The 26,047-nt window shown below is 30.1% G+C and carries 25 protein-coding genes; 21 read left to right on the plus strand and 4 right to left on the minus strand.

Translation table 11 applies throughout. The features are described from left to right. Positions 1-7: 7 nt before the first annotated feature. The 13 genes from FAY47_RS10625 to FAY47_RS10685 all read left to right on the plus strand — a co-directional run bounded on the left by FAY47_RS10625 (position 8) and on the right by FAY47_RS10685 (position 12,966). The gene (locus FAY47_RS10625; protein ID WP_143316694.1) at positions 8-1,411 is read left to right on the plus strand and encodes a nickel-dependent hydrogenase large subunit; all 1,404 of its coding nucleotides are present in this window, start codon (positions 8-10) and stop codon (positions 1,409-1,411) included. Beyond that, positions 1,411-1,884, plus strand: coding sequence for a hydrogenase maturation protease (locus FAY47_RS10630; RefSeq protein ID WP_143316793.1), 474 nt, complete (start codon positions 1,411-1,413; stop codon positions 1,882-1,884). The genes FAY47_RS10625 and FAY47_RS10630 overlap by 1 nt, the downstream gene beginning before the upstream one ends. Next, the gene (locus FAY47_RS10635; protein ID WP_143316695.1) at positions 1,877-2,161 is read left to right on the plus strand and encodes a hydrogenase maturation nickel metallochaperone HypA; all 285 of its coding nucleotides are present in this window, start codon (positions 1,877-1,879) and stop codon (positions 2,159-2,161) included. Before FAY47_RS10630 ends, FAY47_RS10635 begins: the two co-directional genes overlap by 8 nt. After that, positions 2,121-2,780, plus strand: a complete 660-nt coding sequence (gene hypB, locus FAY47_RS10640) for a hydrogenase nickel incorporation protein HypB (protein WP_143316696.1) — start codon at positions 2,121-2,123, stop codon at positions 2,778-2,780. Before FAY47_RS10635 ends, hypB begins: the two co-directional genes overlap by 41 nt. Before the next feature lie 140 nt (positions 2,781-2,920). Continuing rightward, positions 2,921-5,173, plus strand: a complete 2,253-nt coding sequence (gene hypF, locus FAY47_RS10645; RefSeq protein ID WP_143316697.1) for a carbamoyltransferase HypF — start codon at positions 2,921-2,923, stop codon at positions 5,171-5,173. Continuing rightward, positions 5,174-5,416 (plus strand): HypC/HybG/HupF family hydrogenase formation chaperone, encoded by a 243-nt coding sequence (locus FAY47_RS10650; protein ID WP_143316698.1) that lies wholly within the window; start codon positions 5,174-5,176, stop codon positions 5,414-5,416. Further along, the gene (hypD, locus tag FAY47_RS10655; RefSeq protein ID WP_143316699.1) at positions 5,404-6,438 is read left to right on the plus strand and encodes a hydrogenase formation protein HypD; all 1,035 of its coding nucleotides are present in this window, start codon (positions 5,404-5,406) and stop codon (positions 6,436-6,438) included. The genes FAY47_RS10650 and hypD overlap by 13 nt, the downstream gene beginning before the upstream one ends. Before the next feature lie 15 nt (positions 6,439-6,453). Beyond that, positions 6,454-7,458: a hydrogenase expression/formation protein HypE gene (hypE, locus tag FAY47_RS10660; RefSeq protein WP_143316700.1), complete on the plus strand. Its 1,005-nt coding sequence runs from the start codon at positions 6,454-6,456 to the stop codon at positions 7,456-7,458. Positions 7,459-7,715: 257 nt separating this feature from the next. Beyond that, positions 7,716-8,159 (plus strand): GNAT family N-acetyltransferase, encoded by a 444-nt coding sequence (locus FAY47_RS10665; protein WP_143316701.1) that lies wholly within the window; start codon positions 7,716-7,718, stop codon positions 8,157-8,159. A gap of 28 nt (positions 8,160-8,187) precedes the next feature. Then, complete coding sequence (locus tag FAY47_RS10670) at positions 8,188-9,429, plus strand: MFS transporter (protein WP_143316702.1); 1,242 nt, start codon at positions 8,188-8,190, stop codon at positions 9,427-9,429. A gap of 64 nt (positions 9,430-9,493) precedes the next feature. Next, on the plus strand, positions 9,494-10,126 hold the full coding sequence (locus FAY47_RS10675) for a GntR family transcriptional regulator (RefSeq protein WP_143316703.1): 633 nt from the start codon (positions 9,494-9,496) through the stop codon (positions 10,124-10,126). Between the two features lie 142 nt (positions 10,127-10,268). Then, on the plus strand, positions 10,269-11,393 hold the full coding sequence (locus FAY47_RS10680) for an ABC transporter ATP-binding protein (RefSeq protein ID WP_143316704.1): 1,125 nt from the start codon (positions 10,269-10,271) through the stop codon (positions 11,391-11,393). A 1-nt stretch (position 11,394) separates the two neighbouring features. Then, positions 11,395-12,966, plus strand: a complete 1,572-nt coding sequence (locus FAY47_RS10685; protein WP_143316705.1) for a glycine betaine ABC transporter substrate-binding protein — start codon at positions 11,395-11,397, stop codon at positions 12,964-12,966. A 54-nt stretch (positions 12,967-13,020) separates the two neighbouring features. On the opposite strand, the gene FAY47_RS10690 is transcribed toward FAY47_RS10685, so the two are convergent. Further along, positions 13,021-14,367, minus strand: a complete 1,347-nt coding sequence (locus FAY47_RS10690) for a jacalin-like lectin (RefSeq protein ID WP_243129600.1) — start codon at positions 14,365-14,367, stop codon at positions 13,021-13,023. 289 nt (positions 14,368-14,656) lie between these two features. On the opposite strand from FAY47_RS10690, the gene FAY47_RS10695 reads away from it, so the two are divergent. Beyond that, positions 14,657-17,137 (plus strand): CoA-disulfide reductase, encoded by a 2,481-nt coding sequence (locus FAY47_RS10695; RefSeq protein WP_143316706.1) that lies wholly within the window; start codon positions 14,657-14,659, stop codon positions 17,135-17,137. A 76-nt stretch (positions 17,138-17,213) separates the two neighbouring features. On the opposite strand, the gene FAY47_RS10700 is transcribed toward FAY47_RS10695, so the two are convergent. Next, on the minus strand, positions 17,214-18,005 hold the full coding sequence (locus FAY47_RS10700) for a DeoR/GlpR family DNA-binding transcription regulator (protein ID WP_143316707.1): 792 nt from the start codon (positions 18,003-18,005) through the stop codon (positions 17,214-17,216). 364 nt (positions 18,006-18,369) lie between these two features. Here FAY47_RS10700 and ulaG point away from each other — a divergent pair, with 364 nt between their 5' ends. From ulaG to FAY47_RS10735, 7 genes are all read left to right on the plus strand, one after another. After that, complete coding sequence (gene ulaG / locus FAY47_RS10705; RefSeq protein ID WP_143316708.1) at positions 18,370-19,434, plus strand: L-ascorbate 6-phosphate lactonase; 1,065 nt, start codon at positions 18,370-18,372, stop codon at positions 19,432-19,434. Between the two features lie 36 nt (positions 19,435-19,470). Further along, a complete protein-coding gene (locus FAY47_RS10710) occupies positions 19,471-19,905 on the plus strand; it encodes a PTS sugar transporter subunit IIA (protein WP_143316709.1) in 435 nt (144 codons plus the stop codon). 136 nt (positions 19,906-20,041) lie between these two features. Further along, positions 20,042-21,499: a PTS ascorbate transporter subunit IIC gene (locus FAY47_RS10715; RefSeq protein WP_143316710.1), complete on the plus strand. Its 1,458-nt coding sequence runs from the start codon at positions 20,042-20,044 to the stop codon at positions 21,497-21,499. Positions 21,500-21,526: 27 nt separating this feature from the next. Then, a complete protein-coding gene (locus tag FAY47_RS10720) occupies positions 21,527-21,820 on the plus strand; it encodes a PTS sugar transporter subunit IIB (protein WP_143316711.1) in 294 nt (97 codons plus the stop codon). 78 nt (positions 21,821-21,898) lie between these two features. Continuing rightward, entirely contained in the window at positions 21,899-22,927 is a 1,029-nt protein-coding gene (locus FAY47_RS10725) for a hypothetical protein (protein WP_143316712.1), read from the plus strand. Between the two features lie 54 nt (positions 22,928-22,981). Then, on the plus strand, positions 22,982-23,686 hold the full coding sequence (gene araD / locus FAY47_RS10730; protein ID WP_143316713.1) for an L-ribulose-5-phosphate 4-epimerase: 705 nt from the start codon (positions 22,982-22,984) through the stop codon (positions 23,684-23,686). A gap of 14 nt (positions 23,687-23,700) precedes the next feature. Then, positions 23,701-24,555 (plus strand): L-ribulose-5-phosphate 3-epimerase, encoded by an 855-nt coding sequence (locus tag FAY47_RS10735; protein WP_143316714.1) that lies wholly within the window; start codon positions 23,701-23,703, stop codon positions 24,553-24,555. A gap of 46 nt (positions 24,556-24,601) precedes the next feature. Here the strand turns inward: FAY47_RS10735 and rpe are convergent, their stop codons facing one another. After that, positions 24,602-25,246 carry a ribulose-phosphate 3-epimerase gene (rpe, locus tag FAY47_RS10740; protein WP_143316715.1) on the minus strand — a complete coding sequence of 215 codons (645 nt, stop codon included), beginning with the start codon at positions 25,244-25,246 and terminating at the stop codon, positions 24,602-24,604. Between the two features lie 15 nt (positions 25,247-25,261). Beyond that, positions 25,262-26,047: sugar-binding domain-containing protein (locus FAY47_RS10745; RefSeq protein ID WP_185966797.1), on the minus strand; the 786-nt coding region annotated here is incomplete at its 5' end.

Raw genomic sequence — 26,047 nt, forward strand, 5'->3', positions numbered from 1 at the left:
AAAAATTATGACAGATAAGATTGTTATAAATCCTATAACAAGGATAAGTGGTTTTTTGCAGATAGAGGTAACTATAGAAAAGAATATAGTGATAGATGCTAAAAGTAGTGGATTCTTATTTAGAGGATTTGAAGAAATGTTAAGAGGAAGATCACCTTTTGATGCTATTTATTTTACTGAGAGAATATGCGGTATATGTTCAACTGCTCATGGAATAGTTTCTGCTACAGCTTTAGAGAATGCATTAAATGTTAAACCTGATAAAAATGGAAGTATGCTAAGGCAGATAATTCATGGATGTGAATTTCTGCAAAATCATATAAGACATTTTTATCAATTTACAATGCCAGACTATGTACAGATTGAAGTTAATCCAGCAGATGAAGGACGTGAAAGAAAGTATAAGTTGCCTAGTGATACTAATAAAAGGTTAAGTGAGCATTACAAAGAAGCATTCAAATACAGTAGAGATGCTCATAAAATGCTAGCTCTTTTAGGGGGGAAAGCTCCTCACAATCATGGGATTTTCGTAGGAGGTGCAACATCTAATATTGATGCTACAAAAATAATTGAACTTAAGTCTATATTATATTCTATTAAAGATTTTATTAATAATATTATGTTAGAAGATATAAGTGCAATATCAAAGTATTATTTGGAAGACTTTGAAAATGGAAAAGGGTATGGTAATTTTTTAAGTTATGGAGCTTTTGATGAGTATCTAAATGAACCTATGATTTATGTAAAAAGCGGAGTGTTTATTAACAATGTAAAAAAAAGTTTTGATAGAAATAAGATAAATGAAGATATTACTCATTCTTATTATTCAAATATAAAGAAAAATCTAGATGAAGATAATAATTTTGAAGCAGACACAAGTAAGAAAGATGCTTATAGTTGGGTTAAAGCAGCAAGATATGATGGCATTCCTATGGAAGTAGGCCCATTAGCAAGAATGTGGATATCTGGAGAATACATTAATGGAATATCAACTTTAGATAGGACTATTGCAAGAATTTTAGAAGCAAAAAAAATATGTAATATAGTTGAGGATCTTATAAATAAATTAGAAGTTACAGTAAATTCACAAGAAAAGTGGGAAGTTTCAGAAGTGGCTAATGGGGTAGGACTTAGAGATACTTCAAGAGGAGCTTTAGCACATTGGATAACTATAGAAAATAAAAAGATAAAAAATTATACAATAATAACTCCATCAGGATGGAACTTATCGCCAACAGACTCTAAAGGTAATAAGGGGGTTATAGAAAGAGCATTAATTGGGACTTATGTGGAAGATGTTAAAAATCCAGTTGAAGTTGGTCGTGTAGTAAGATCCTTTGATCCTTGTGTTTCGTGCGCCACTCATATAATAAGCGACAAATTCAAGGACTTTAGTATAAGGGTTGTATGATGATTAAGGTTATAGCAATAGGAAATACATTGATGAGTGATGATGGGATTGCAATTAAGGTAGTTGATAATATTCATGAAGATTTAGAGAAACTGGGGATAAAGTGTGTAAAAGCTGAAACTGATTTTAATTTTGCACTAGATAATATAGAATGTGGAGATTTTATATTTATTGTAGATAGTACATTATTTAATTTAAATTGTGGACAAATTACGCAAATTTCTTTAAACAAAGTGGATAAATATTCAAAACATTTGCTTTCTGCTCATAATATGAATCTAATATGGTTAATTAACAATATGGGCGTAGATGTAAAAGGAATAATTTTAGGAATAGAGATCCATGATATTAAATTTGGCATAAAAATTTCAGATGGATTGGAAAGAAAATTTTCTGAAATATGTAATGCGGTTTTTAGAATAATTAAGGAGAAAAGTTTGGAATGTTATAAGGAAGGAAAAAGTAATGCATGAGGCATCTATAGCTTTTGAGATATATAAAATAGTTGATGAAAATATAAAAAACTACAATCTTAAAAATGTAATCTCAATATCTATCGTAGTTGGAAATTACAATGGAATAAACGAAAGTTCACTTAAATTTGCATTTAAGGCAATAAGTAAAGGAACAATTTGTGATGGGGCAAAAATAGTAATAAAGCCAGTTAAAGGTTTTGAATTATTAATTGAAGGGATAGAGGGGGAAGAGTATGAAGAGCATAGCAGTACAGAAAAGGATATTACAATCTAACACTGAATTCGCAGATAATAATAGGAAGCTGCTAATGGAAAAAGGTATATTTACTATGAATATATTTGGATCACCTGGTTCTGGAAAAACTTCAATGCTTGAAAAAATAATAAAGACATTAAAAGATAAAATATCACTAGCAGTAATCGAGGGCGATTTATATACAACTAGGGATGGCGAGAGAATTGAAAAGTATGGAATTCCTGTTGTTCAAGTCAATACCTGTGGAGCATGTCATTTAGATGCATCTATGATAGAAAAATCGATTAAGGCTTTGGATATAGATAAGCTAGATTTGATTCTTATAGAAAATGTAGGAAATTTAGTTTGTCCTGCATCATATGATTTAGGGGAAAATAGTAGAATGACAGTATTAAGCATAGCAGAGGGAAATGATAAGCCGCTTAAATATCCATTTATTTTTCAACAATCAGATGTTGTAGTGTTAAATAAGGTAGATATTTTGAATTTTACTGATTTTGATTTAGATGAATTTTATAAAGATATTTACTCTCTAAATAAAGATATAAAAATTTTTGAGATATCAGCTAGAACTGGAGAAGGGATAATAGATTTATGTAATTACTTTGTAGGAAAAGTTCTAGATAAAACTCAATAATAGTATTAGTGTTTAAAAAATGTGAATTTATTTATAAAAACATCACAGCTTCGTGATGTTTTTTCTTTTTATGAGTCATAATAAATAAACTATTAAGTATATGATAATAGAAGATTTTGATTCTAGGAGAGTGCAGTGCGGTGGTTAGAAAATATATATTAGTAACTGGGTTAGTACAAGGAATAGGTTTTAGACCTTATATATATAAAATAGCATTAAAAAACAATTTGAAGGGTTTTGTTAAAAATAGTAATGTTGGTGTAATAATCGATATTGAAGGAGAAAAAAGTTCTATAGGAAATTTTCTTTATCAATTGAAAGAAGGAGGACCAGAAGCTTTAAGTATAGATAAAATAGTAATAGAAGATAAAGAATTAATTAATTATAAAGTATTTAAAATAGAAAAAAGTTCAAAGGAAAGTAGAGGAATTACTTTTATATCACCTGATTTAGGAACTTGCAAGGAATGTTATAAAGAAATAATGAATAAAGAAAATAAGAGATATATGTATCCATTTACTAACTGTACAAAATGTGGACCAAGGTACTCTATAATTAAATCACTTCCTTATGATAGATTTGCAACAACTATGAATTTTTTTAATATGTGTAATGAGTGCAATGAAGAATATAAAAACATATTAAACAGGAGATTTCATGCAGAAAGTAATTGCTGTGCCATTTGTGGACCTAAGTTGCAACTAATAGATAATGAAGGAAGGGTAGTGAATACTTTAAATCCTATTGAAGAGGTTATTAAGTTTCTTAAGGAAGATAAGATTATATCAATTAAAGGTATAGGAGGATTTCATTTAGTTTGTAACGGAAAAAGTGAAAATACAATTGAACTTCTTAGAAAAAGAAAGTATAGAGAGAGAAAGCCTTTTGCCGTAATGATTAAGGATATCGAAACTGTAAAAAAATACTGCTATTTATCAAAAGAAGAAGAGAAGATATTATCAAGTAATAAAAGACCAATAGTGGTATTGGATACAATTGAAGATAGGTTACCTTTAAATATAGCTCCAGGAAATAATACGTTAGGAGTTATGTTGCCATACTCTCCTATACATTACTTGCTTTTTCAAAAAGAGTTAGAAGTACTAGTTATGACAAGTGCAAATCTTAATGGAATGCCTATAGTATATAAAAATGAAGATGCTATTAGTCAATTATCTGAAATAGTGGACTATCATCTTATTAATAATAGAGAAATATATAATGCAATAGATGATTCTGTAGTTAGAGTTATCTTAGGAGAAGAAAGAGTAATTAGGAGAGGAAGAGGCTATTCGCCAACATATTTAAAAGGAGATGGATTTAAGGAAAGTATAAGTTTAGGTTCTTATTTGAAAAACAATTTTTGCCTAGTTACTAAAGAAAATATAATCTTAAGCCAATATATAGGTAATTTAGATAATGTAGAAACCTTAAAAAGATATTATATGTCAATAAGAAATTTATCTGGTATCTATAATGCAAAACCAGAATTAATAGTATATGATTTTCATCCAGGTGGCTTTTCAAAGGGCTATTTAAAAACATTTAAAGGGAAAAAAATTGGAGTTTATCATCATCATGCACATTTAGCAAGTGTTCTTTTTGAGAATAGAGAAAAGGGTAAAGTTATAGGAGTAGCTTATGATGGATCAGGCTTTGGTGAGGATGGAGCAATATGGGGAGGAGAATTTTTAATAGTTGATTGCAAAAAATTTAGTAGAGTTGGGCATTTAAATTCGGTGCAGATGCCAGGAGGCGATAAAGCTGTGAAAGAACCAGTTAGAATGGCTATTTCATATCTTTATAAGACGTATAAAAACAAGATAGATGAAGTGCTAAATTTAATTAATTTTAATCTTATTGAAAAAAAATATATACAAATTATAAGAAAAAACATAAACTGTCCTAAAACATCCAGTATGGGAAGGCTTTTTGATGCAGTATCCTATTTATTAGGTTTCAATAGAAATGTTACTTATGAGGGAGAGGCTGCAATATATTTAGAGAATATATCTATAGCTGGTGTAGTAGAGAGTTATTATTTTGACATAGATTTAAAAAATCAAAAGTATATTATTAATACAGATAAAATTATTATAGGAGTAATTGAAGATATAAAGAAGCAAATCAAACCGGGGATAATTTCTAGAAAATTTCACAATACGATAATAAAGTTAACATTAGAATTATGTTTACAAATATCAAATGTCAATAAAATAAAAAAAGTTGCTCTTAGTGGAGGGGTATTCCAAAATAAAATACTTCTTGAGGGGGTATATAATGCTTTAAAACAGAATGGATTTATAGTTTATATTAATAAGCAAGTTCCTTGTAATGATGGGGGGATTTCTTTGGGTCAAATAGTAATAGCAAATGCAAGGGAGATGGAATAATTGTGTATTGCAGTTCCTTTAGAAGTAATTAAGTTATGTGAAGGCAATGAGGCAATAGTACATTATAAAGGAGTGAGTATGAAAGTGAATATAGGTCTTTTAGAAAATGTGGTTTTAGGAGATATTTTACTTGTACATGCAGGGTGTGCTATAGAGAAACTAAATAAAAAAGAGGGGAAGAAGACACAAGAGTTGTTTGATGAATTACCTATTTTTGAAGAAGGCTATATATGGAATGCTTAAAAATAAATAGAGAAATAAGGATAATGGAGGTTTGTGGCACTCATACCTTAGCTATTTTGAGAAGTGGGATAAGAAATATTATACCTAATAATATAAAGATAGTTAGTGGACCAGGATGTCCAGTATGTGTAACAAATCAAGGATATATAGATGCTTGTATTGAGCTAAGTAAAAGGGAAAATATAATTATTACAACTTTTGGGGATATGATTAACGTACCTGGAACTAATAGCTCACTAAAGGTTGAAAGAGCATTAGGTAATGATATTAGAATACTGTATTCACCGTTAGATGCAATAAATACTGCTAAAAAGAATCCAGACAAAGAAGTTGTATTTTTAGCTATTGGGTTTGAAACTACAGCACCATTAATTGCTCTCGCTATAGAAAAAGCAAAGATAGAAAATTTAAAGAATTTTAGCGTGTTTTGTGGTGTGAAAACAATGCCACAAGTAATTAGAATGCTAATAGAAGATGAAAAAGTTAATATTGATGGTATCATTTGTCCAGGTAATGTAAGTACTATAATCGGAGGAGACTCTTTTAAGTTCATTAGCAAAGAGTTAAGCATACCAGCAGTTATAGCAGGATTTGAAAATAGAGATGTTATTGCAGCTATATATTTACTTATAGATATGCTAAAGAAAAATGAGTGTGGAGTTACAAATATCTACAGAAGGTTTGTGAAAGCTGAAGGTAATAAAAAGGCAAAAGAGATAATGAATAAAGTTTTCATCCCTTCTGATTCTTTATGGAGAGGTCTTGGACTTATAAAAAATAGTGGTTTGGAGATTAGAGAAACATACAGTGATTATGATGTAAAAGTTAAGTTCAATATAAAAATAGAAGATTCCCCTTTAGTTAAAGGATGCATATGCGGAGATATATTAAAAGGAGAAAAATCTCCGGAAAATTGTATGCTTTTTGGGAATATGTGTAGTCCTAATAGCCCAGTTGGAGTTTGTATGGTATCTCGGGAGGGAGCCTGCAAAATATATTATCAATATATAAATAATTATTAGAAAGGGGTTTGTAGAATGGATATTATAACTTTATCACATGGTAGCGGAGGAAAAAGTACTCATGATTTGATTAAGAAAATATTCTATAAATATTTTCATAATGAAATACTTTTACAGCAAGGAGATTCTGGTATAGTGGATAAGTTAAATGGTAAGATAGCTATTACTACAGATTCATATGTAATAAAACCGCTATTTTTTCAAGGAGGGGATATTGGTAAGTTATCAATATGTGGGACAGTAAATGATTTAGCTGTTAGTGGAGCAAGGCCACTTTATATTAGTGTTGGATTTATTATAGAAGAAGGAATGAAAATTAGTGAACTTGAAAGAATTGTTGAGTCTATGGCTAAAACAGCAGAAAGTTGCAATGTAAAGATAGTTACTGGAGATTCGAAAGTTGTGGAAAGAGGAAAAGGTGACAAACTTTATATTAATACTGCAGGTGTAGGTATTGTTGAAAATAGTTTTGACATATCAGGAAGATCAATAAATGAGGGAGATAAGATTATTGTAAATGGAACTTTAGGGGATCACGGGATAACAATACTTTGCGAAAGAGAAGAATTGAATTTTAAAACTCAAATAGAAAGTGATTGTAATGCGTTATATCCTTTAGTTCAAGATATTTTAAGTGTTACTAAGAAAGTTAAATTCATGAGGGATATTACGAGAGGAGGGTTAGCTACTATACTTAATGAGATAATTAAGGAAAGAAAGCTAGGGGTAGTATTAAAAGAAAATTCTATTCCAGTTAATGACGAGGTTAATGTAGTTTGTGAAATGTTGGGATTTAATCCTCTCTTTATAGCTAATGAAGGGAAATTGGTTGTTGTGGTTTCTAAAGAAGAGGCGCATGATGTACTTAGGATAATGAGAAGTAATCCATTAGGTAAAAATGCTGCAATTATAGGAGAAGTAATTCAAGATAATGCTGAGAAAGTTTATTTAAATACTAAAATCCATGGAACAAGGATTTTAGGTATGCTGGAAGATGATCTTATACCTAGAATATGTTAATAATCATTAATAAAAGTGTTGAAGAGCAAATAATCTTCAGCACTTTTTATTTATTATCTGCTTTAAAATGTAAATAATATTTGATATAAATGAAGTTAGAGTATTGAACACTTTGGAATATTATTACATTGATTCTAGAAATGTTAGCGCTTACAATATACTTAAATGTAATTAAAATGGGAACAATTAAATTGGGGATATTAAGCAAAATAGAAATCTAATAAAACTTATAATGGACAGAGGAGAAAATTGGGGCTATGAATAAAATTAAATATAAATTTATAACATGTAAGGATAGAGAATTTGATCAAGTAATTGATTTAAGATTTTCTATACTTTTTGAGCCATATAATATTATTGAGAAATATGATTATGATAAATTAGATGAAATAAGTTTCCATTTAGTAGCATTAAGTGGAGATAGAGTTGTAGCTTATTCGAGGATGACAAATATAAATGGAAAAGGTAAGATTACCAATGTTGTTGTTAGTTCTAATTTTATTAATAAAGGAATTGGATTAGAAATGATGAAAAGGCACATTAGTAATGCAAAAAAAAACAATATAGATTATTTATATTTAAATGCTAGATTGGATACTATTGATTTTTATATAAAGGTTGGATTTAAATGTGATGGTTCAATAACTAGATCTGAAAAGAGTGGATTGGATTTACAAAGAATGTTTATTGAAAAAATATAAATTACTAAGGTTGAAAGAAGGATGTTAGATGAATGTTGGGAATGGGGTTATAAGTAAAATCAATAATCCATTTGTTTCTTTAAAACACAGAAATTTTAGATATTATTGGATAGGGATGTGTGTTTCACTTATAGGTACCTGGATGCAGAATATAGCTCAGCCTTGGCTTGCATATAGTTTGACAGATTCACCTTTTTTATTAAGTCTTATTGGAATTCTTCAATTTACTCCAATGTTGATTTTTTCATTATTTGCAGGGGTAATTATAGATAAGTTTTCCAAAAAGAAAATTCTTATATTTACTCAAATAACTTCCCTAATAATTACTCTTATACTTGCTATACTGGTTTGGAGTGGACAAGTTCAATACTGGCACATATTACTTATGGCCACGTTACTTGGAATCGTTAATACCTTAGATATGCCATCGAGACAGTCTTTTATTATAGAACTTGTAGGCAAGGAAGATTTGATGAATGCTATTGCATTAAATTCTATGGTTTTTAATGTAGCTAGAATTATAGGACCAGCAATTGCAGGAATAGTAATGGGATATTATGGTGTAAAGGTATGCTTTTTTGTGAATTCAATAAGTTTTGCAGCTGTTGTAGTAGGTTTATTTTTTATCAAAACCAAAGAGGTGGAAAGAAAGGTTAAAAGTGATACTAAGATAATAGATGAGATTAAAGATGGGCTTAAGTATATTTACAAACATAATATTCTTTTAAATACAATTATAGTTGTTTTTATTGTGGGGACATTTGCACCAAACTTTAGTGTACTTGTACCTGTATTTGCAAAAGAAATACTTAATCAAAATGAAGCTGGATTTGGTATTCTTATGTCTTTTATGGGGATGGGATCATTTATTGGAGCTATGTTTATTGCAACATTAAGTAAATTAGGACCAAAGAAGATTTTCATTTATGTAGTACCACTAATTGTAGGAGGATTTTTAATTTTCACTGGAATAAGTAGTGCTTATATACTGACAGGGATTTTTCTTGCATTTACTGGATTCTTTTTTATTTGTTTTAGCTCTAGTGCAAATTCAACTTTGCAGCTTAATGCAAGAAATGAGTATAGGGGAAGAGTAATGAGCGTATATACTTTAGTTTTTGCTGGATCTACTCCTATAGGAAATTTCTACGCAGGAGTTATTACAGAAACTTTTGATGCAAGAATAGGTTTTATAGCTTGTGGTTCTATAATAATTATGTTAATGATTTTATTATTTATATTTAGATTAAAGAGAAGAAGAAGTGATTAAATTTAAATTAGATATGATATACTAATTTATGAAGTTTATAGTATAAAATAGGAGAAAATTATAGATGGAAAATAAAATAAAATTAACGACTCCAAGGTATCAACAAATAGCAACTGATATTGCGTCCAAAATAGCAGAGGGGCATTATAAGGTTGGAGATAAAATTTATGCTAGATCTTCTTTAGCTAGTCAGTATGGAGTTTCATCAGAAACGGCAAGAAGAGCAATTTGTGTTTTAGATGATTTAGATATTGTTGATACAACAAAAGGTAGTGGTGTAATCATAAAATCATATGAAAATGCTATTAAATTTATTAGGCAGTATGATAATCTTCAAACTATTGATAGTTTAAAGAAAAATATAATTGAAAGTGTAAATAAACAGAAGAAAGAATTAGATTATTTTAGTAATGTTCTTTCAGATTTAGTAGACAAAACAGATAGATTTCGTTCAACTAACCCATTTATTCCATTTGAGATTGAAATTACAGCTGAAACACCATATTTGAATAAGTCAGCAGCAGATATAAATTTTTGGCATAATACAGCTGCTACTATTATAGCAATAAAAAGAAATGGTAATTTGTTGATGTCGCCAGGGCCATATGCAAGTTTTTGTGAAAATGATGTATTTTATTTTATAGGTGATAAAGATTGTCTTGAGAGAGTTCAAAAATTCTTATTTTTAGAGAAATAATTTAAATTATTAAACATCTTAATTATTACTTTTATAAGTGTAATTAAGGTGTTTTTTTATTTAGAAAAATTAAGTGAGATTTGACAAAAGTAACAACTTAATGTTATCGTTAAGTTGTTACTTATGAAAGGGGGCAATAAAATTGATTAAATTTAAAAATGTTACGAAGAAATTCAAAAATAGTACAGTTTTATCTGATATTTCCTTTGAAATTGAGAAAGGACAACTAGTGGCAATCATAGGGGGGAGTGGTTGTGGAAAAACAACAACCTTAAAAATGATTAATAAACTTATAAAAATGACATCAGGGCAAATTTATATAAATGGACAAGATATAAATGATAAAGACGTTATAGAACTAAGAAGAAATATAGGATATGTCATTCAACAAACTGGATTGTTTCCTCATATGACTATAAAAGAAAACATTGAATTAATCTCTAAAATAAAAAAAGAAGATACTAAAAAAATCACACAAAGAACATACGAACTTATGGATATGGTCGGTTTAGATAGTGAAAAGTTTCTTAATAGATATCCAACAGAACTTAGTGGAGGACAACAACAAAGGGTTGGTGTAGCAAGAGCATTTGCTACAGATCCAGATATTATATTGATGGACGAGCCGTTTTCAGCTCTAGATCCGATAACTAGAAATGGATTGCAAGATGAACTTATAAATCTTCAATCGAAAATGAAAAAGACCATAGTCTTTGTAACGCATGATATGGATGAGGCTGTCAAATTGGCTGATAAGATATGCATCATGCATAAAGGAAAGATAGTACAATATGATACTCCTGAAAATATTTTAAAGAATCCAATTAATGAATTTGTATCAGAGTTCGTAGGAAGAAAGAGGATTTGGGGTTCTCCAGAATTTATTAAAGCTGAAGATATTATGATAGAAAATCCAGTAACCTGTCAAAGTAATTTATCTTTATTTAAATGTATTGAGAAGATGAGATCTTCTAAAGTTGATACTCTTATGGTGGTTGAAGATAAATCTAAGAAGCTTGAGGGTATTATTAAGGCAAAGGATATACGACTTAGTAGTGATAAGACTACTGAGGTTAATAATATAATTAACAAAGAGTTTCTATATGCTAATCCTAAAGATACTTTAATTGATATTTTAAATATGATTAATGATAATGATATATCAAATGTACCTGTATTAAACGAGGAAGGAGTACTAGTTGGGTTGATAACAAAAAGTAGCCTTGTTACAACTCTTAGTGATCCATATATTAAGGAGGATGTGTAGTATGAATTTCTTTGAATATTTTTTTGAAAATAAGTCGCAAATATTTTCACTTACTATTGAGCATATTCAGCTTACTTTTATTTCAGTTGCAATAGCTATTTTAATTGGTGTTCCACTAGGGATATTTATATGTTATATAAAAAAATTAAACAAGCCTATACTTGGAGCAGCTAATGTAGTTCAGGCAATTCCTAGCATGGCATTATTAGGATTTGCTATACCATTTTTAGGAATAGGTACGCTTCCTGCAATTGTCACCGTTGTTTTATATTCATTGTTACCAATTATTAAAAATACTTATACAGGGATAGATAGTATTAATGAACAAACTATTGAAGCAGCAAAAGGAATTGGTCTTACAAAGTTTCAAGTTCTTACGAAGATTCAAATTCCTTTAGCGTTACCGGTTATAATGGCTGGTGTTCGTATTTCAGCTGTTACAGCTGTAGGGTTAATGACCATGTCAGCATTTATTGGAGCTGGAGGATTAGGATATTTAGTATTTTCAGGTATAAGAACTGTAAATACAAATCAAATTCTAGCTGGTGCTATACCTGCATGTATTCTTGCACTATTTGTAGATTTTTTAGCATCACTTGTTGAAAAACTTGTAACTCCAATTAGTTTACAAAAAGTGAGTAATACAGATTTTGCAAGATTAAAAAAGCAAAAAAGGAGGAACAAAAGCATCTTAGCTATATCTGCAATGGCAGTTTTAGGGATATTTATTTTTACATCTTTAACAAATAGAGTTGAAAGCAGTAAAGTTATAACAATAGGAAGCAAAGATTTCACTGAACAACATATTATTTCTAATATGATAGCTGATGTTATTGAAAATAAAACTGATATTAAAGTTAATAGAAAAATAAATTTAGGTGGAACACAAGTTTGTTTTGGAGCTATGAAGTCAGGAGACATAGATATGTATGTTGATTATAGCGGAACTATTTATGGAGATGTATTGAAGTATGAACCTATTAGTGATGTTGATAAAGTATATAACGTTGCAAAAGATGACTTGAAAAATAAATATAATATTGAGACTTTAAAGCAAATGGGATTTAATAATACGTATACTTTAAGTGTTACAAAAGAAACAGCTGAAAAGTACAACTTAAAAAATATAAGTGATCTATCTAATATTACTAGTAATTTGAAAGTTGGAACTACTTTAGAATTTTTAAATAGAGCTGATGGACTACCTGGTATTTCTAAAACCTATAATCTGAATTTTAAAGATACTATTGGTCTAGATGGGTCCCCACGTTATACGGCACTATTAAATAAAGAGGTTGATATTGTAGATGCATTTTCTACTGATGGACTTCTTAAAAAATTTAATTTAGTTTCATTAGATGATGATAAGAAATTTTTTCCTCCATATTATGCCACACCAATAATTAGAGAAGAAATTTTAGAAAAACACCCTGAAATTCAACCGTTGATTGAGGAATTAGGGGATACTTTAACTAATGATGTTATGAGGGAGTTAAATTACAAAGTTGATGAACTTCAAATGGAGCCAGATGTTGTAGCACAGGAATTTTTAAAAGAACATGGATTGATTTAATTGAAGGTTTGTTTATAATATAGAAAAAGGCCCCTACAAAAAGGGGCTTTTTAATTATAATGTTTTATAAATTGCACCAAGCCTATCAACTTCATCATCAGCAAAGCCATATACTCCAGCAATAGCATATCCTTTTGGAGCTGTAAAAGTTTTAACTTCATCTTTGGTGCCACCTTCTAATACATGTCCTAAATTGGTAGTTAGCTTAATATAGGAAATTCTATTTGTTCCGAAAGTGCTTTTTTGAGCTTTAGAAAGTTCCATTGATGTTATATATTCATTTTTACCTAGAACAAGTTCTTTATAAGTACCACCTGTTCCACCAGCTTGAGCTACAGTGTTATTGTAGGTAAAAGCTATGGAATCAAGACGTGATCCACTTCTAATAGCAATTTTAGTTGGCATACTATTCTTCATCTTTTCACTAAAGCTAAATCCAGTACCACCTGCTCCGCCGAAGGTTTCACTCATTTGAATTTCTTTATTAAGTGAGTATTTAAATGTTGTAGTAATAGGGTAATGGTCAGAAAGTTGATTACCACTGGCATCAGTAAATTCTTTTTCAAGAAGTGCATAGCTTGTAGCAGTTAAGTTAACATTTTTACCACTTCTGTAGAATATTTTATCAACCACCTCATTGTTTGGGCCATTTCTGTGAGCTGTGTCCATCAAAGCATCACCATCTTGAGGTACGTTACCATTTCTAATGAGTTGAATCCATGCATCTGTTAATCTACATTTTTTAACAACAGCATCCTCAAAGTTATCACCAGCTCTTGTATAACGTGAGTTAGTGTCACCTATAACAATAACAGCTTTTCCAGTTGAACGTTCGTTTATAAGGGAAGCAAGTTGTTCCATGTTTGAACGTCTAGCCTTAAGAGAACCTTCATCAGTGTCAGCATCTGCGTGAATATCATAAATATCAACAAAGTAACCAGGTTCAATTTCCATAGAAGAATATAAGATTCCTTTTGGTGTCATTTGATCTGCACCATGTGTTATAACCCCATAAGAGTCTTTCCACTTATAGCGTGTTGTTTCATAAAGAGGGAAGCGAGACATAAAGTTCATCCCATCACCCGTTGGGACATTACCACTTGTAGGGGTTAAGTAAGGAAGTGTAATCTTTGATGTTAAATCATTATGATAGGCAAAATCTTCTTGAACACTAACGAGATCATAGTTATTTAATAGTGGACTCATTAAACGAGTATTTGCACTTGGATTACTGCTAGAAAGCATCGCTGGCAACCCAGCTACATTTAGAGATAGAACTTTAAATGTTTTATCCGATTCATAAGCTTGTGCAGTTATTTTTGTTATAGGTAGTATAAATGTAACAGCTAGAATTGCAGCTGTTAGCATTGATGTGAATTTTGTTTTACGTAATAAATTCATTATAATTCCTCCTCAAATTATTTTTGATCCAATATTAATCCATATATGTATTAAAATTTGGAAATATAAAACAATAGTACAGTATCTATTTAGTTAAGTCTATACAATATTGGATAATTTATCGTTAAATGGTAGTAAATTTATCTTAAAATAAAGTTAAAAAAGTTATCTTATTATCTATGTGATAAAGTCACAGATGAAAAGAGATATATGGGTTAAACTAAAATAAAAGAAGAAAAAGATTGTTAAAAAGTTAATTATATAAGTTTTAATAATAAGGAGAGTTACTATGGCTAAAAGAATTATTATAGTAGGTGGAGTTGCAGGAGGAGCATCAACTGCAGCAAGACTTAGAAGATTAGATGAAAATGCAGAAATAATTATGTTTGAAAAGGGTGAATATATATCTTTTGCTAATTGTGGTCTTCCGTATTATATAGGAGAGACAATTAAGGAAAGAGATAATTTAATTGTTCAGACAGTAGAAGAAATGAGTGGGAAATTTAATTTAGATATAAGAAATCTAAGTGAAGTTATCAATATAGATAAAGAAAATAAAAAAGTTACTGTAAAAAATTATAAAACAGGAGATATTTATGAAGAAAATTATGATGTGCTAGTTCTATCACCAGGTGCAAGTCCAATAAGACCAGGAATTTCAGGTATTGATGAATGTGATAATTTATTTACACTTAGAAATATTCCAGATACAGATAAGATAAAAGATTATGTCGATAATCATAAACCTAAAAATGCAGTTGTTATAGGTGGAGGATTCATAGGTCTTGAAATGGCTGAAAATCTCTATGAAAGAGGGATAGATGTTACTCTAGTAGAAGCTAGTGAACAAGTTATGGCTCCTTTAGATATAGAGATGGTAAGTATAATTCATGAGCATTTAATAGACAAAAATGTAGAGCTAATTTTAAAAGATGGAGTAAAAGCATTTAAAAATAAAGGTAGAAAAGTGGTATTAAATAGTGGTAAAGAAATAAGTGCAGATATGATTGTATTGTCTATAGGAGTAAGGCCTGAAATTACAATAGCTAAGGAAGCTAATTTAAAGTTAAATGATAGAGGTGCTATTGTAATTGATAAATATATGAAGACATCTGATGAAAATATTTATGCATTAGGTGATGCTGTAGAAGTTATGGATTTTGTAAACAAAAAACCTACAATGATTCCATTAGCTTGGCCTGCAAACAGACAAGGAAGAATAGTTGCAGATAATATTTGTGGAAGAAATTCTGAGTATAAAGGTACTCTTGGTTCATCAGTTTCAAAAGTATTTGATTATACTGTAGCTACAACTGGAAACAATGAAAAAACTCTAAAAAGACTAGGAATTAATTATAAAACTATTCATATTCACCCAGGATCACATGCAGGATATTACCCAGGCTCTTTTCCTATAGCATTAAAAATGATATTTGATCCTAAGACTGGGAATATATTTGGAGCCCAAGGGGTAGGCATGGATGGAGTTGAAAAGCGAATAGATATAATAGCTACAGCAATAAAAGGTAATCTTAATGTTTATGATTTACAAGATATTGAAGTGTGCTATGCACCACCATATAATTCAGCAAAAGATCCAGTAAATATGTTAGGATATTATGCTTCGAATATAATGGAAGGTCTTGTAGAGACAATTCAGTGGCATGAGGTAGATAAAATTGATAAAGAAAAATCAATAATATTAGATGTGAGAGAAGAATTTGAGCTTGTTACAGGGAAAATTGATAACTCCATGCATATTCCTCTTGGAAAACTTCGAGATAGGTTAGATCAAATACCAAAAGATAAAAATATTTATGTTACGTGTCAAGTTGGTTTAAGAGGATATGTTGCTTCACAAATATTGAAGCAACATGGAATAAATGCTATTAATGTGGATGGAGGTATAAAAACATACTCCTATGTAAAAAGAGCTGAAGAAAGTATAGGAAATCAGCAGATAAAAAATAAAAAACTAAATGAAGAGGTAGCAGTTATGGATTTAGAGGATTTAGATATAACAGAGATAAATGCAAAGGTAAGTTTAAATGCTTGTGGACTTCAATGTCCGGGGCCAATAAGGAGAGTTTTTGAAGAAATAAATAAAATGGAAGATGGAGAAGTTCTTGAAGTTAAGGCTAGTGACCCTGGTTTCAGTAAGGATATTAAATCATGGTGTGAGAAAACTAATAATTTCTTATTAAAATCAGAATTTAATAAGAATGAAAAAGCTTTTGTAGCTTATGTACAAAAGGGAACAAATAAAAAAGAAACTGGTAATGCAGTAGTAGCAGCTGAAAAAAATGGTGCAACCTTAGTTGTATTTAGCGGCGATTTAGATAAAGCTATAGCTTCATTTATAATTGCTACAGGAGCTGCTTCTATGGGAAAAGAAGTAACTATGTTCTTCACTTTTTGGGGTCTTAATATATTGAAAAGCAAAAATAAGCCAAAGGTTAACAAAGATTCCATGGAAAAGATGTTTGATATGATGTTACCATCACATCCTGGTAAGTTGCCATTATCTCAAATGAATATGATGGGAATGGGATCTGCTATGATAAAACAAATAATGAAAAAGCATAATGTTGATGACTTAGAAACATTAATAGAAAATGCTATTAAAATGGGAGTTAAAGTTGCTGCATGTGCTATGAGTATGGAACTTATGGGAATTAAGGAAGAAGAATTTATTGATGGAGTTGAAATTGGTGGAGTTGCTTCATATTTAGGAGCTACTGAAGATTCAGGATTAAACTTATTTATTTAATATTAAAAAGTAAATTTTTATTTATAAAAATACCGTATTTTTAGGCAATACGGTATTTTTTGTGTATTAAGTTATTCTATTCACTTGAAGCATTTACTGTTAATACTTTTATTCCTTTATCCTTTATTTGTTTAATTTCTTTTTCGTCAGCATTTGAATCAGTAACTAAATAAGATATTCTATTAATTTCACCAACTAGAAAGTTGTGATTTTTACCTACTTTTGAGTTGTCAGCCAAAATTATTGTTGAACCAGTACATTTTTTTAACATCATTGAATTAATAGTTGTTTCTTGAAGTACACAAGTGCTAATTCCTAAGTTAGCACTTATGCCACTAACTCCAAGAAAACATTTATCTGCGGAAATTTTAGATATCAGTTGCGCAGCATAATCTCCAACCATGCAAAGTTTTTTTCTGCTAACTTCACCTCCAGTTAGAATTAAATCAATATTGGGACTAGTTGATATTTGAAGTGCTTTCCCATTATTAGTGACTACAGTAACATGTTTATCTTCTAAATATTCAAGTATTAGAAGAGCTGTAGAACTAGAGTTTATGAATATTATATCACCATCTTCTATTAATTCAGCTGCACGCTTAGCTATTGAATGTTTAAGTGATAAATATTCTTCAGTAGAATGATTGAATGAAGGATCATCATCTAATTCTTTTGATATAAGTTTTGCACCTCCATAAAACTTTTCAACTATTCCATTTTGTTCAAATAGTTGTAAATCTCTTCGTATAGTTATTGGAGAAACTCCTAATTTTTTTGAAAGGTCATCTATTTTCACTGTTTCATTATCTTTTAAATATTGTAGTATGAGTTGTTGTCTTTTAGATACCAAACTATTACTGTTTTTCATAATTATTCACAAATCCTCCTAACTTTTAAGATAAACTTATTAATTGATTTTCAGTGATTTATCATTAAAAATGTCTCTTTATTTATATTATATATATATATATGGAAAAAATCAATCAAAAGACTCGAAAAAATGATTAACTAAAAGAACAATGAACTTAAAAAGGCTTTTTATGTTCATTTTATGAACTTTTTTATGAAAAAAGTGAGCTTTTTGATAAAAAACTATTGATTAATGTTCAGGAATAAGTTATTATTAACATAAAGAAAACGATAACAATTAATTTTATGAACGATTCGTTCGCTGAATGAGTTGTTTAAATAAACATTAAACAAAGCAACTGAGTTTTAAGGAGGAATTTAATATGGGAAAAATTAATGAAATTACTAGAGAATCATGGATATTAAGTACATTTCCAGAATGGGGAACATGGCTTAATGAAGAAATAGAACAAGAAGTGGTTAAACCAGGTACATTTGCAATGTGGTGGTTAGGATGTACAGGTATATGGGTTAAATCTGAAGGAAATGCAAATTTTTGTATAGACTTATGGGTTAATAGTGGAAAGAAAACAAAGGCGAATCCGCTAATGAAATCTCAACATCAACATCAAAGAATGATTGGTTGTAAAGCGATGCAGCCAAATTTAAGAAATTCAGTTTGTGTAATTGATCCTTTTGCAATTAAAGAAGTAGATGCTATTTTAGCAACTCATGATCATAGTGATCATATTGATGCAAATGTTGCAGCTGCGGTAATGCAAAATTGCTCTTCAGATGTAAAATTTATAGGACCAGAAGCTTGTGTTGAGCTTTGGAAAAAATGGGGAGTTCCAGCTGAAAGGTGTATTGCTGTGAAACCAGGTGATGTTATAAAAATTAAGGATACAGAAATAGTAGCACTTGATTCTTTTGATAGAACAGAACTTGTTACAGCACCACAAGGAGTTACTCTAAAGGATAGAATGCCACAAGATATGGACAAGCTAGCTGTAAATTATCTTATAAAGACTCCAGGTGGAAATTTGTATCATAGTGGAGATTCTCACTATTCAAATTATTACGCAAAGCATGGGAATGAGCATAAAATAGATGTTGCGTTAGGTTCATATGGAGAGAATCCAAGGGGAATGACAGATAAAATGACTTCTGTAGATATGTTAAGAATGGCTGAATGTTTAAATACAAAAGTAGTTATTCCATTTCATCATGATATTTGGACAAACTTCATGGCAGATCCAAAAGAAATAATTGTATTGTGGAATATGAAAAGGGATAGACTAAAATATCAATTCAAACCATTCATTTGGGAAGTTGGAGGAAAGTTTGTTTATCCAAATGATAAAGATAATATGGAATATCATCATGATAGAGGATTCCATGATGCATTTGCAATAGAACCAGATCTACCATTTAGATCATTACTATAATAAAAGGATACCCTATTATTTTTGGAGGTGAGGATTTTGTTCAAAGAATTATTGGAGAAAAAAAGATATTCCTTTCATGAGGGATTTGATAATTGGGAAGATGCTGTTAAAGCAGCAGTAGAACCTCTTATTGAGGAAGGGGTAGCTTTACCAGAGTATGTTGATGAAATTATTAATTCAGTTAAAAAGCATGGGCCATATATTGTTATAGCACCAAATATCTGTATACCACATGCACAAGAAGGAAAAGGTGTTAATGATACAGCAATTTGCTTTATGAAAACAGATAAACCAGTTCATTTTAGCGATGATCCAGAACATGATGCACAACTGTTTTTTGTATTAGCTTCAACAGATAATGAAAAGCATATGAAAAATCTTATGCAATTAGTTGAATTTATTGAAGATGAAAATATTGTTAAAAGATTGTTGGAATCACATTGTTATGATGATATTAAAGACTTAGTTTAAAATAAAAGAGCGTTAATTAAGGAAAAATGTGCTTTCAAAGATTAAGTAGTAGCATAGTATCAGATGTTAATTTTGAAAGCACATAATATATCATTATTTAAATAATCAGAAAATTAAAAAATTGGAGGGTGTGAACATGGATATAATATTAATGGGCTGGAACTTTTTCCAGACAAATATTCTTACTCAACCGGCATTTTTCATAGGATTTATAGTATTAATTGGATATTTATTGTTAGGTAAGCCAATATATGATGCTATAGCAGGTTTTATTAAAGCTACAGTTGGTTATTTAATATTAAATGTTGCAGCGGGAGGATTAGTTAGTAACTTTAGACCAATATTAGCAGGACTTAAAGATAGGTTCAACTTAACAGCAGCAGTAATAGACCCGTACTTTGGTCAAACGGCAGCACAAACTGCTATAGAAAAAGCAGGAAGATCATTTTCGCTTATGATGATAGTTTTACTTATAGCATTTATATTTAACATTATCTTAGTGCTACTTAGAAAATGGACTAAAGTTCGTACTGTATTTATAACAGGTCATATAATGGTTCAACAATCTTCTACAGCTTTATGGATGGTATTGTTCTGTTTCCCTGGTATTCCAGATATGAAAGCAGTAATATTATTAGGTTTATTACTTGGAACTTATTGGTCAATTTCTTCTAACCTTACAGTTGAAGCAACTCAAGAATTAACTGAAGGCGGTGGATTTGCAATTGGACATCAACAAATGTTTGGTGTTTGGTTAACAGATAAAGTTGCTAAAAAGTTTGGGAATAAAGGAAAGAAAATAGAAGATTTAAAACTTCCAGGATTTCTTTCAATCTTTAATGATAACGTTGTAGCAACAGGTATTTTAATGATGGTTTTCTTTGGTGTAATAATGGGTATACTAGGAACAGATTTGATGCATGAAATAGATAAAGGATTTGCAGCAAATAGAAATTTTGGATTCTACATAATGGAAAAATCTTTAAACTTTGCAGTTTACTTAAGCATATTACAGCTTGGTGTAAGAATGTTCGTTTCAGAACTTACTGTATCATTCCAAGGTATTTCTAATAAAATATTACCAGGTTCAGTTCCAGCAGTTGATTGTGCAGCAGTATATGGATTTGGTCATGCTAATGCTATAACAATTGGATTCATATTTGGAGCATTAGGGCAACTACTTATAATATTAGGTCTTGTTGTATTCAAAAGCCCAGTATTAATAATCACTGGATTCGTACCAGTGTTCTTCGATAATGCAACTTTTGCAGTGTTCGCAAATAAAAGAGGTGGACTAAAGGCAGCTATGATTATTCCATTCATATCAGGAATGATCCAAGTTGCGGGAGGAGCATTTGCAGCATACTTCTTCCAAACAGCACAATTTGGTGGATGGCATGGAAACTTTGACTGGGATACAGTATGGCCAGTAATTGGAGTATTTATGAAATATGGTGGATATTTTGGGGTTGCTGCAGCTATTTTAGCAATGCTTGCTATACCACAACTTCAATATAGAAAAAATAAAAAACATTACTTTACAGTTACTGAAGATTATGAAGCATATGCAAATGATATGGTTAAAGAAAATTAATATTAATAAATGTAGGAGGGATTAGTTATGTTAAAGGTAATTGCAGCTTGTGGAAATGGAATGGGTTCAAGTCAAATAATTAAAATGAAAATTGAAAAGGTATTCAAAAAGTTAAAAATAGATGTTCAAATTCATCATACTAGTGTTGGAGAAGCAAAAACTCAGGCATCTAGCTACGATGTGGTATTTTGTTCGGAAGCATTAAAAAATAATTTTGCCCAAGCAGAAAAATCAGGAACAATAATTATTGGACTTAAAAATCTTTTATCTGAACAAGAAATTGAACAAAAAATAGCTGAAAATATAGTTGATAAAAAATAGAGAAGATACTTTGTAGGATTTATTGAAATATATATGTATTTTAATAAATCCTACAAATTTAATGAGGTGAATGGATATATGAAAATAGTAAAAAAACATTTGGATGAAATGTTCCGCGCATATGCAGCAAGTTCAATAGAAATCGATGGTCAATTACAATTGTTAGTAGCATCTGAAGAAAAAGGACATCCTTGCTATTCGTATAGTGGAAAAGATTTTAATCATCGACATACAGTTTGGGATAATGGTGGAGGATGTATGTCAATTATTCCAATTCCTAATCGAAAGAATGAATTTTTAGCTGTTCGTGATTTTTATTTAAAGGAAACTCCAAGTAGTGCTCGCTTAGTATGGGGACATTTAGTAGATGGAGAATGGGTAACTGAGACAGTTGCAAAGTTACCATATTTACATCGTTTTGATGTGTGGGATGTTGATGGAGAAATTTATGTTGTATGTGCAACTATAGCTGATGAAAAAGCTTCAAAAGATGACTGGAGCCATCCAGGAACAATATATTATGCTAAGTTATCACAAGTGCCAACTGATGGATTGGAACTTAAGGTTCTTAAGGATGGATTGTTTAAAAATCATGGATATACTCGTCATATGGTTGATGGTAAATCATGTGGGACTTTTGGATGTGATCAAGGAGTATTTGAAGTTATTCCTCACAAAGATAGTGAATGGGAAGTTAAGCATCTGATGGATGGACAAGTTAGTGAAGTTGCTTGGTGTGATTTAGATAATGATGGTAAAGATGAATTGATGACCATTGAACCATTCCATGGAAATTCAATAAAGATTTATAAACTTATAGATGGGAAATATACTGAAATTTATTCTTATCCATATGAAATAGATTTTGCTCATACATTAGTAGGAACAACACTTTGTGGCATTCCAAGTTTTGTTGGTGGTGTAAGACGCAAAGAGGCGGAGTTGTTTTATATACAGTGGGTTGATGGAAAATGCCAAGAGACAATTATTGAAAAAGGTGTTGGTCCAGCTAATGTTGCCATAATAAATTTAGAGGATTGTGATTTGATAGTATCAGCTAATCATACTGATAATAAAGCAGCAGTGTATACAATAACAAGAGAATAAAATTAAACTTTTTAAAACAAATAGTTTAGAGATTTATAGAGTGGAGTGAATAATATGTTAGAAGATTTAAAGAAAAAAGTATATGAAGCAAATAAGCTTCTTCCAAAATATAAATTGATAACATTTACTTGGGGAAATGTTTCAGCAATTGATAGAGAATCTGGACTTATTGTCATTAAGCCTTCAGGTGTTGAGTATGACGATATGACTGCTGATAATATGGTGGTTGTAGATCTTGAAGGTAAAGTGGTTGAAGGAAAATTAAATCCTTCATCAGATACACCAACTCACGTAAAATTATATAAAGATTTTAGAAATATAGGAGGAGTAGTGCATACACATTCTAGGTGGGCAACAATTTTTGCTCAGGCAGGAAAGGGAATAAGTGCTTATGGTACTACTCAAGCTGACTACTTCTATGGACAGATTCCTTGCACTAGAGATATGACTAAAGTGGAAATAGAAAATAATTATGAATATAATACTGGAGTTGTAATTAGTGAAACTTTTAAAGGATTGAATCCCAATCAAATGCCAGCAGTATTAGTGAAAAATCATGGGCCTTTCACATGGGGAAAAGATGCTTTTGATGCAGTTCATAATGCGGTTGTATTAGAAGAAGTAGCGATGATGGCTTTTAATACGGAAATAATTACAAATTCCTCAGTAAATTCAATGCCTAAGAGTTTATTAGATAAGCACTTTATGAGAAAACATGGACCAAACGCATATTATGGACAAAAAAATATTGAAGGGTAAGGTAGGTAATTAATATGAAGGATTATATGTTAGGACTTTATGAAAAATCAATGCCTAACCAGTTAACTTGGAAAGAAAAATTATCATGCGCTAAAGAATCAGGTTTTGATTTTCTTGAAATAAGTGTAGATGAAACAGATGAGAAACTTAGTAGGTTAGATATGTCAAAAGAAGAAAGGCTTGAAATTGTTAAGGCGATGATGGAAACTAGCCTTCCTATAAGAACTATGTGTCTTAGTGGACATAGAAAATATCCTTTAGGTAGTAGTGATGAAAATGTTAGAAATCGTGGACTTGAAATAATGGAAAAGGCAATCGACTTAGCTTGTGATTTAGGAGTAAGAATAATTCAGATAGCAGGATATGATGTGTATTATGAAGAATCAACAGGAGAAACTAGAGAATTATTTAAAAGAAATTTAGCTGAATGTGTTAAAATTGCAGGTAAAAAAGGAGTGATTTTAGCCTTTGAAACTATGGAAACAGAATTTATGAATACTGTAGAAAAAGCAATGAATTATGTTAATTCAATAAAATCTCCTTATCTTCAAGTTTATCCTGATTGTGGAAATATGAAAAATGCTTCACTTTTATATAATACAAGTGTTACTGATGATATTAAAAAAGGTGAAGGACATATTAGTGCAATGCATTTAAAAGAAACTGTTCCAGGAAAGTTTAGAGAAATCCCTTTTGGAACTGGGCATGTGGATTTTGAAGAAATAATTAAAACCGCATGGTTAATTGGGGTAAGAAAATATGTTGCAGAGTTTTGGTATGTTGGAAACGATAATTGGAGAGAAGAAATAATTAAAGCAAGAAAATTTATGGACAAGCATTTTTATGAATCTTTGAAGGATGTGAAATAATATTAAAAAATGACTGTAGAAAAGTAAGTTATCTACAGTCATTTTTTTATTTGCTGAATGCTTTTATATTATTACTAATACCATTATTTTTAAATAGGTCAGAGCCAACAACCAATAAATCTGCTCCAGCGTTTAAAATATCTTTATAATTTGAAGATTTCACACCACCATCTACACTGATATTAAAAGATAAATTTAAGTCTTCTTTAAGTGATTTAAGTTCATTAATTTTATCTAAAGTAAATGGAATAAATGATTGTCCACCAAATCCAGGATTAACGCTCATAATTAGAACTAAATCAACATCATGAATTATATGTTTAAGTGAACTTATTGGGGTAGCTGGATTTATTGCGATACCTGCTTTAATGTTATAAGATTTTATCTGTTGTATTAATCTATGTAAGTGGTGATTCCCCTCATAATGTACTGTAATAATATCTGCTCCATAATCTACAAATTCTTTAATAAAATTAGATGGATTATTAATCATAAGGTGTACATCTAAAGTTAGTTTAGTTGAAGATCTTATTGCTTGCAAAATGGGAAAACCAAAAGAAATATTAGGAACAAATTGGCCGTCCATTATATCTATATGAATAGTTTCTATATTATTGTTTTCAAGTTCTTGTATTTGAGAACCTAGATTTAAAAAATCAGCTGAGAGAACAGAAGGTAAAATTTTTTTCATAGTTAAAACTCCTTTTTAATAATTATTTTGATATTGAAGTAGTTTATGTATTGTTTTATCATCAGTTATTAAAGTTTTTATATAACCACCCCTTAAAGCTCCTAAAAGCGCTTTAGATTTATTTTCTCCACTAGCTATACATATTACATTTTCAATATTTTTCAAATCATCTAGTTCAAGACCAATTAATTTTTTATCAATATCTAGATCAATCTTGTTTCCGTTTATGTCAATAAAATGTGCACATATATGACCTACAGCACCTTTTGATTGAAGATGATGTCTAGTATAGCTATTTAGATAGCCGCGCCATAAGGTGGTCTCTGATTCATTATCAACAGTGCCAAGTCCGGTAAGTACAATATTTGAGTGTTTAGCTAAGTTTAATGTATCAGCTATTATTGGATCTTTAATTAGGGTTTCTTTAGAAGTTATATCTTCAACATAAAGAGGGGCATACAAATAGTGATATTTTCCGCCATAAGTTTGGGCAATTCTTCTAGTTAAATCTATTGCATCTATTTCAGGATTGTTTTTAGAAGCAGCCCCCATAATTTGAACAACTGTTAGTGGAATATTTTTATTATTGTTTAAGAAATTTATAGTGTTAAAAATAGTTTTACCCCAAGATACTCCTAGTATAGTATCTTTATCTATAATATTTTCTAAGTAGTATGCTCCAAGTCTTCCGAGTTTAGAAAGAATTTCGTTACTAGAAGAGTTTTTAGTATTAAGGACACGAATATCTTTTAAATTAAACATATTTGTAATCTGATCTTCTAAATCAATATCTCTTTCCCA

This window comes from Clostridium sp. HBUAS56017, assembly GCF_007115085.1.
Classification (GTDB): domain Bacteria; phylum Bacillota; class Clostridia; order Clostridiales; family Clostridiaceae; genus Clostridium; species Clostridium cibarium.

Bases quoted from the DNA above. Each gene is read 5' to 3' on its own strand.
- FAY47_RS10625 (WP_143316694.1), top strand. From the start codon at position 8: ATGACAGATAAGATTGTTATAAATCCTATAACAAGGATAAGTGGTTTT.
- FAY47_RS10630 (WP_143316793.1), top strand. From the start codon at position 1,411: ATGATTAAGGTTATAGCAATAGGAAATACATTGATGAGTGATGATGGG.
- FAY47_RS10635 (WP_143316695.1), top strand. From the start codon at position 1,877: ATGCATGAGGCATCTATAGCTTTTGAGATATATAAAATAGTTGATGAA.
- hypB (WP_143316696.1), top strand. From the start codon at position 2,121: ATGAAGAGCATAGCAGTACAGAAAAGGATATTACAATCTAACACTGAA.
- hypD (WP_143316699.1), top strand. From the start codon at position 5,404: ATGGAATGCTTAAAAATAAATAGAGAAATAAGGATAATGGAGGTTTGT.
- hypE (WP_143316700.1), top strand. From the start codon at position 6,454: ATGGATATTATAACTTTATCACATGGTAGCGGAGGAAAAAGTACTCAT.
- FAY47_RS10665 (WP_143316701.1), top strand. From the start codon at position 7,716: ATGAATAAAATTAAATATAAATTTATAACATGTAAGGATAGAGAATTT.
- FAY47_RS10670 (WP_143316702.1), top strand. From the start codon at position 8,188: ATGAATGTTGGGAATGGGGTTATAAGTAAAATCAATAATCCATTTGTT.
- FAY47_RS10675 (WP_143316703.1), top strand. From the start codon at position 9,494: ATGGAAAATAAAATAAAATTAACGACTCCAAGGTATCAACAAATAGCA.
- FAY47_RS10685 (WP_143316705.1), top strand. From the start codon at position 11,395: ATGAATTTCTTTGAATATTTTTTTGAAAATAAGTCGCAAATATTTTCA.
- FAY47_RS10690 (WP_243129600.1), bottom strand. From the start codon at position 14,367: ATGAATTTATTACGTAAAACAAAATTCACATCAATGCTAACAGCTGCA.
- FAY47_RS10695 (WP_143316706.1), top strand. From the start codon at position 14,657: ATGGCTAAAAGAATTATTATAGTAGGTGGAGTTGCAGGAGGAGCATCA.
- FAY47_RS10700 (WP_143316707.1), bottom strand. From the start codon at position 18,005: ATGAAAAACAGTAATAGTTTGGTATCTAAAAGACAACAACTCATACTA.
- ulaG (WP_143316708.1), top strand. From the start codon at position 18,370: ATGGGAAAAATTAATGAAATTACTAGAGAATCATGGATATTAAGTACA.
- FAY47_RS10715 (WP_143316710.1), top strand. From the start codon at position 20,042: ATGGATATAATATTAATGGGCTGGAACTTTTTCCAGACAAATATTCTT.
- FAY47_RS10720 (WP_143316711.1), top strand. From the start codon at position 21,527: ATGTTAAAGGTAATTGCAGCTTGTGGAAATGGAATGGGTTCAAGTCAA.
- FAY47_RS10725 (WP_143316712.1), top strand. From the start codon at position 21,899: ATGAAAATAGTAAAAAAACATTTGGATGAAATGTTCCGCGCATATGCA.
- araD (WP_143316713.1), top strand. From the start codon at position 22,982: ATGTTAGAAGATTTAAAGAAAAAAGTATATGAAGCAAATAAGCTTCTT.
- FAY47_RS10735 (WP_143316714.1), top strand. From the start codon at position 23,701: ATGAAGGATTATATGTTAGGACTTTATGAAAAATCAATGCCTAACCAG.
- rpe (WP_143316715.1), bottom strand. From the start codon at position 25,246: ATGAAAAAAATTTTACCTTCTGTTCTCTCAGCTGATTTTTTAAATCTA.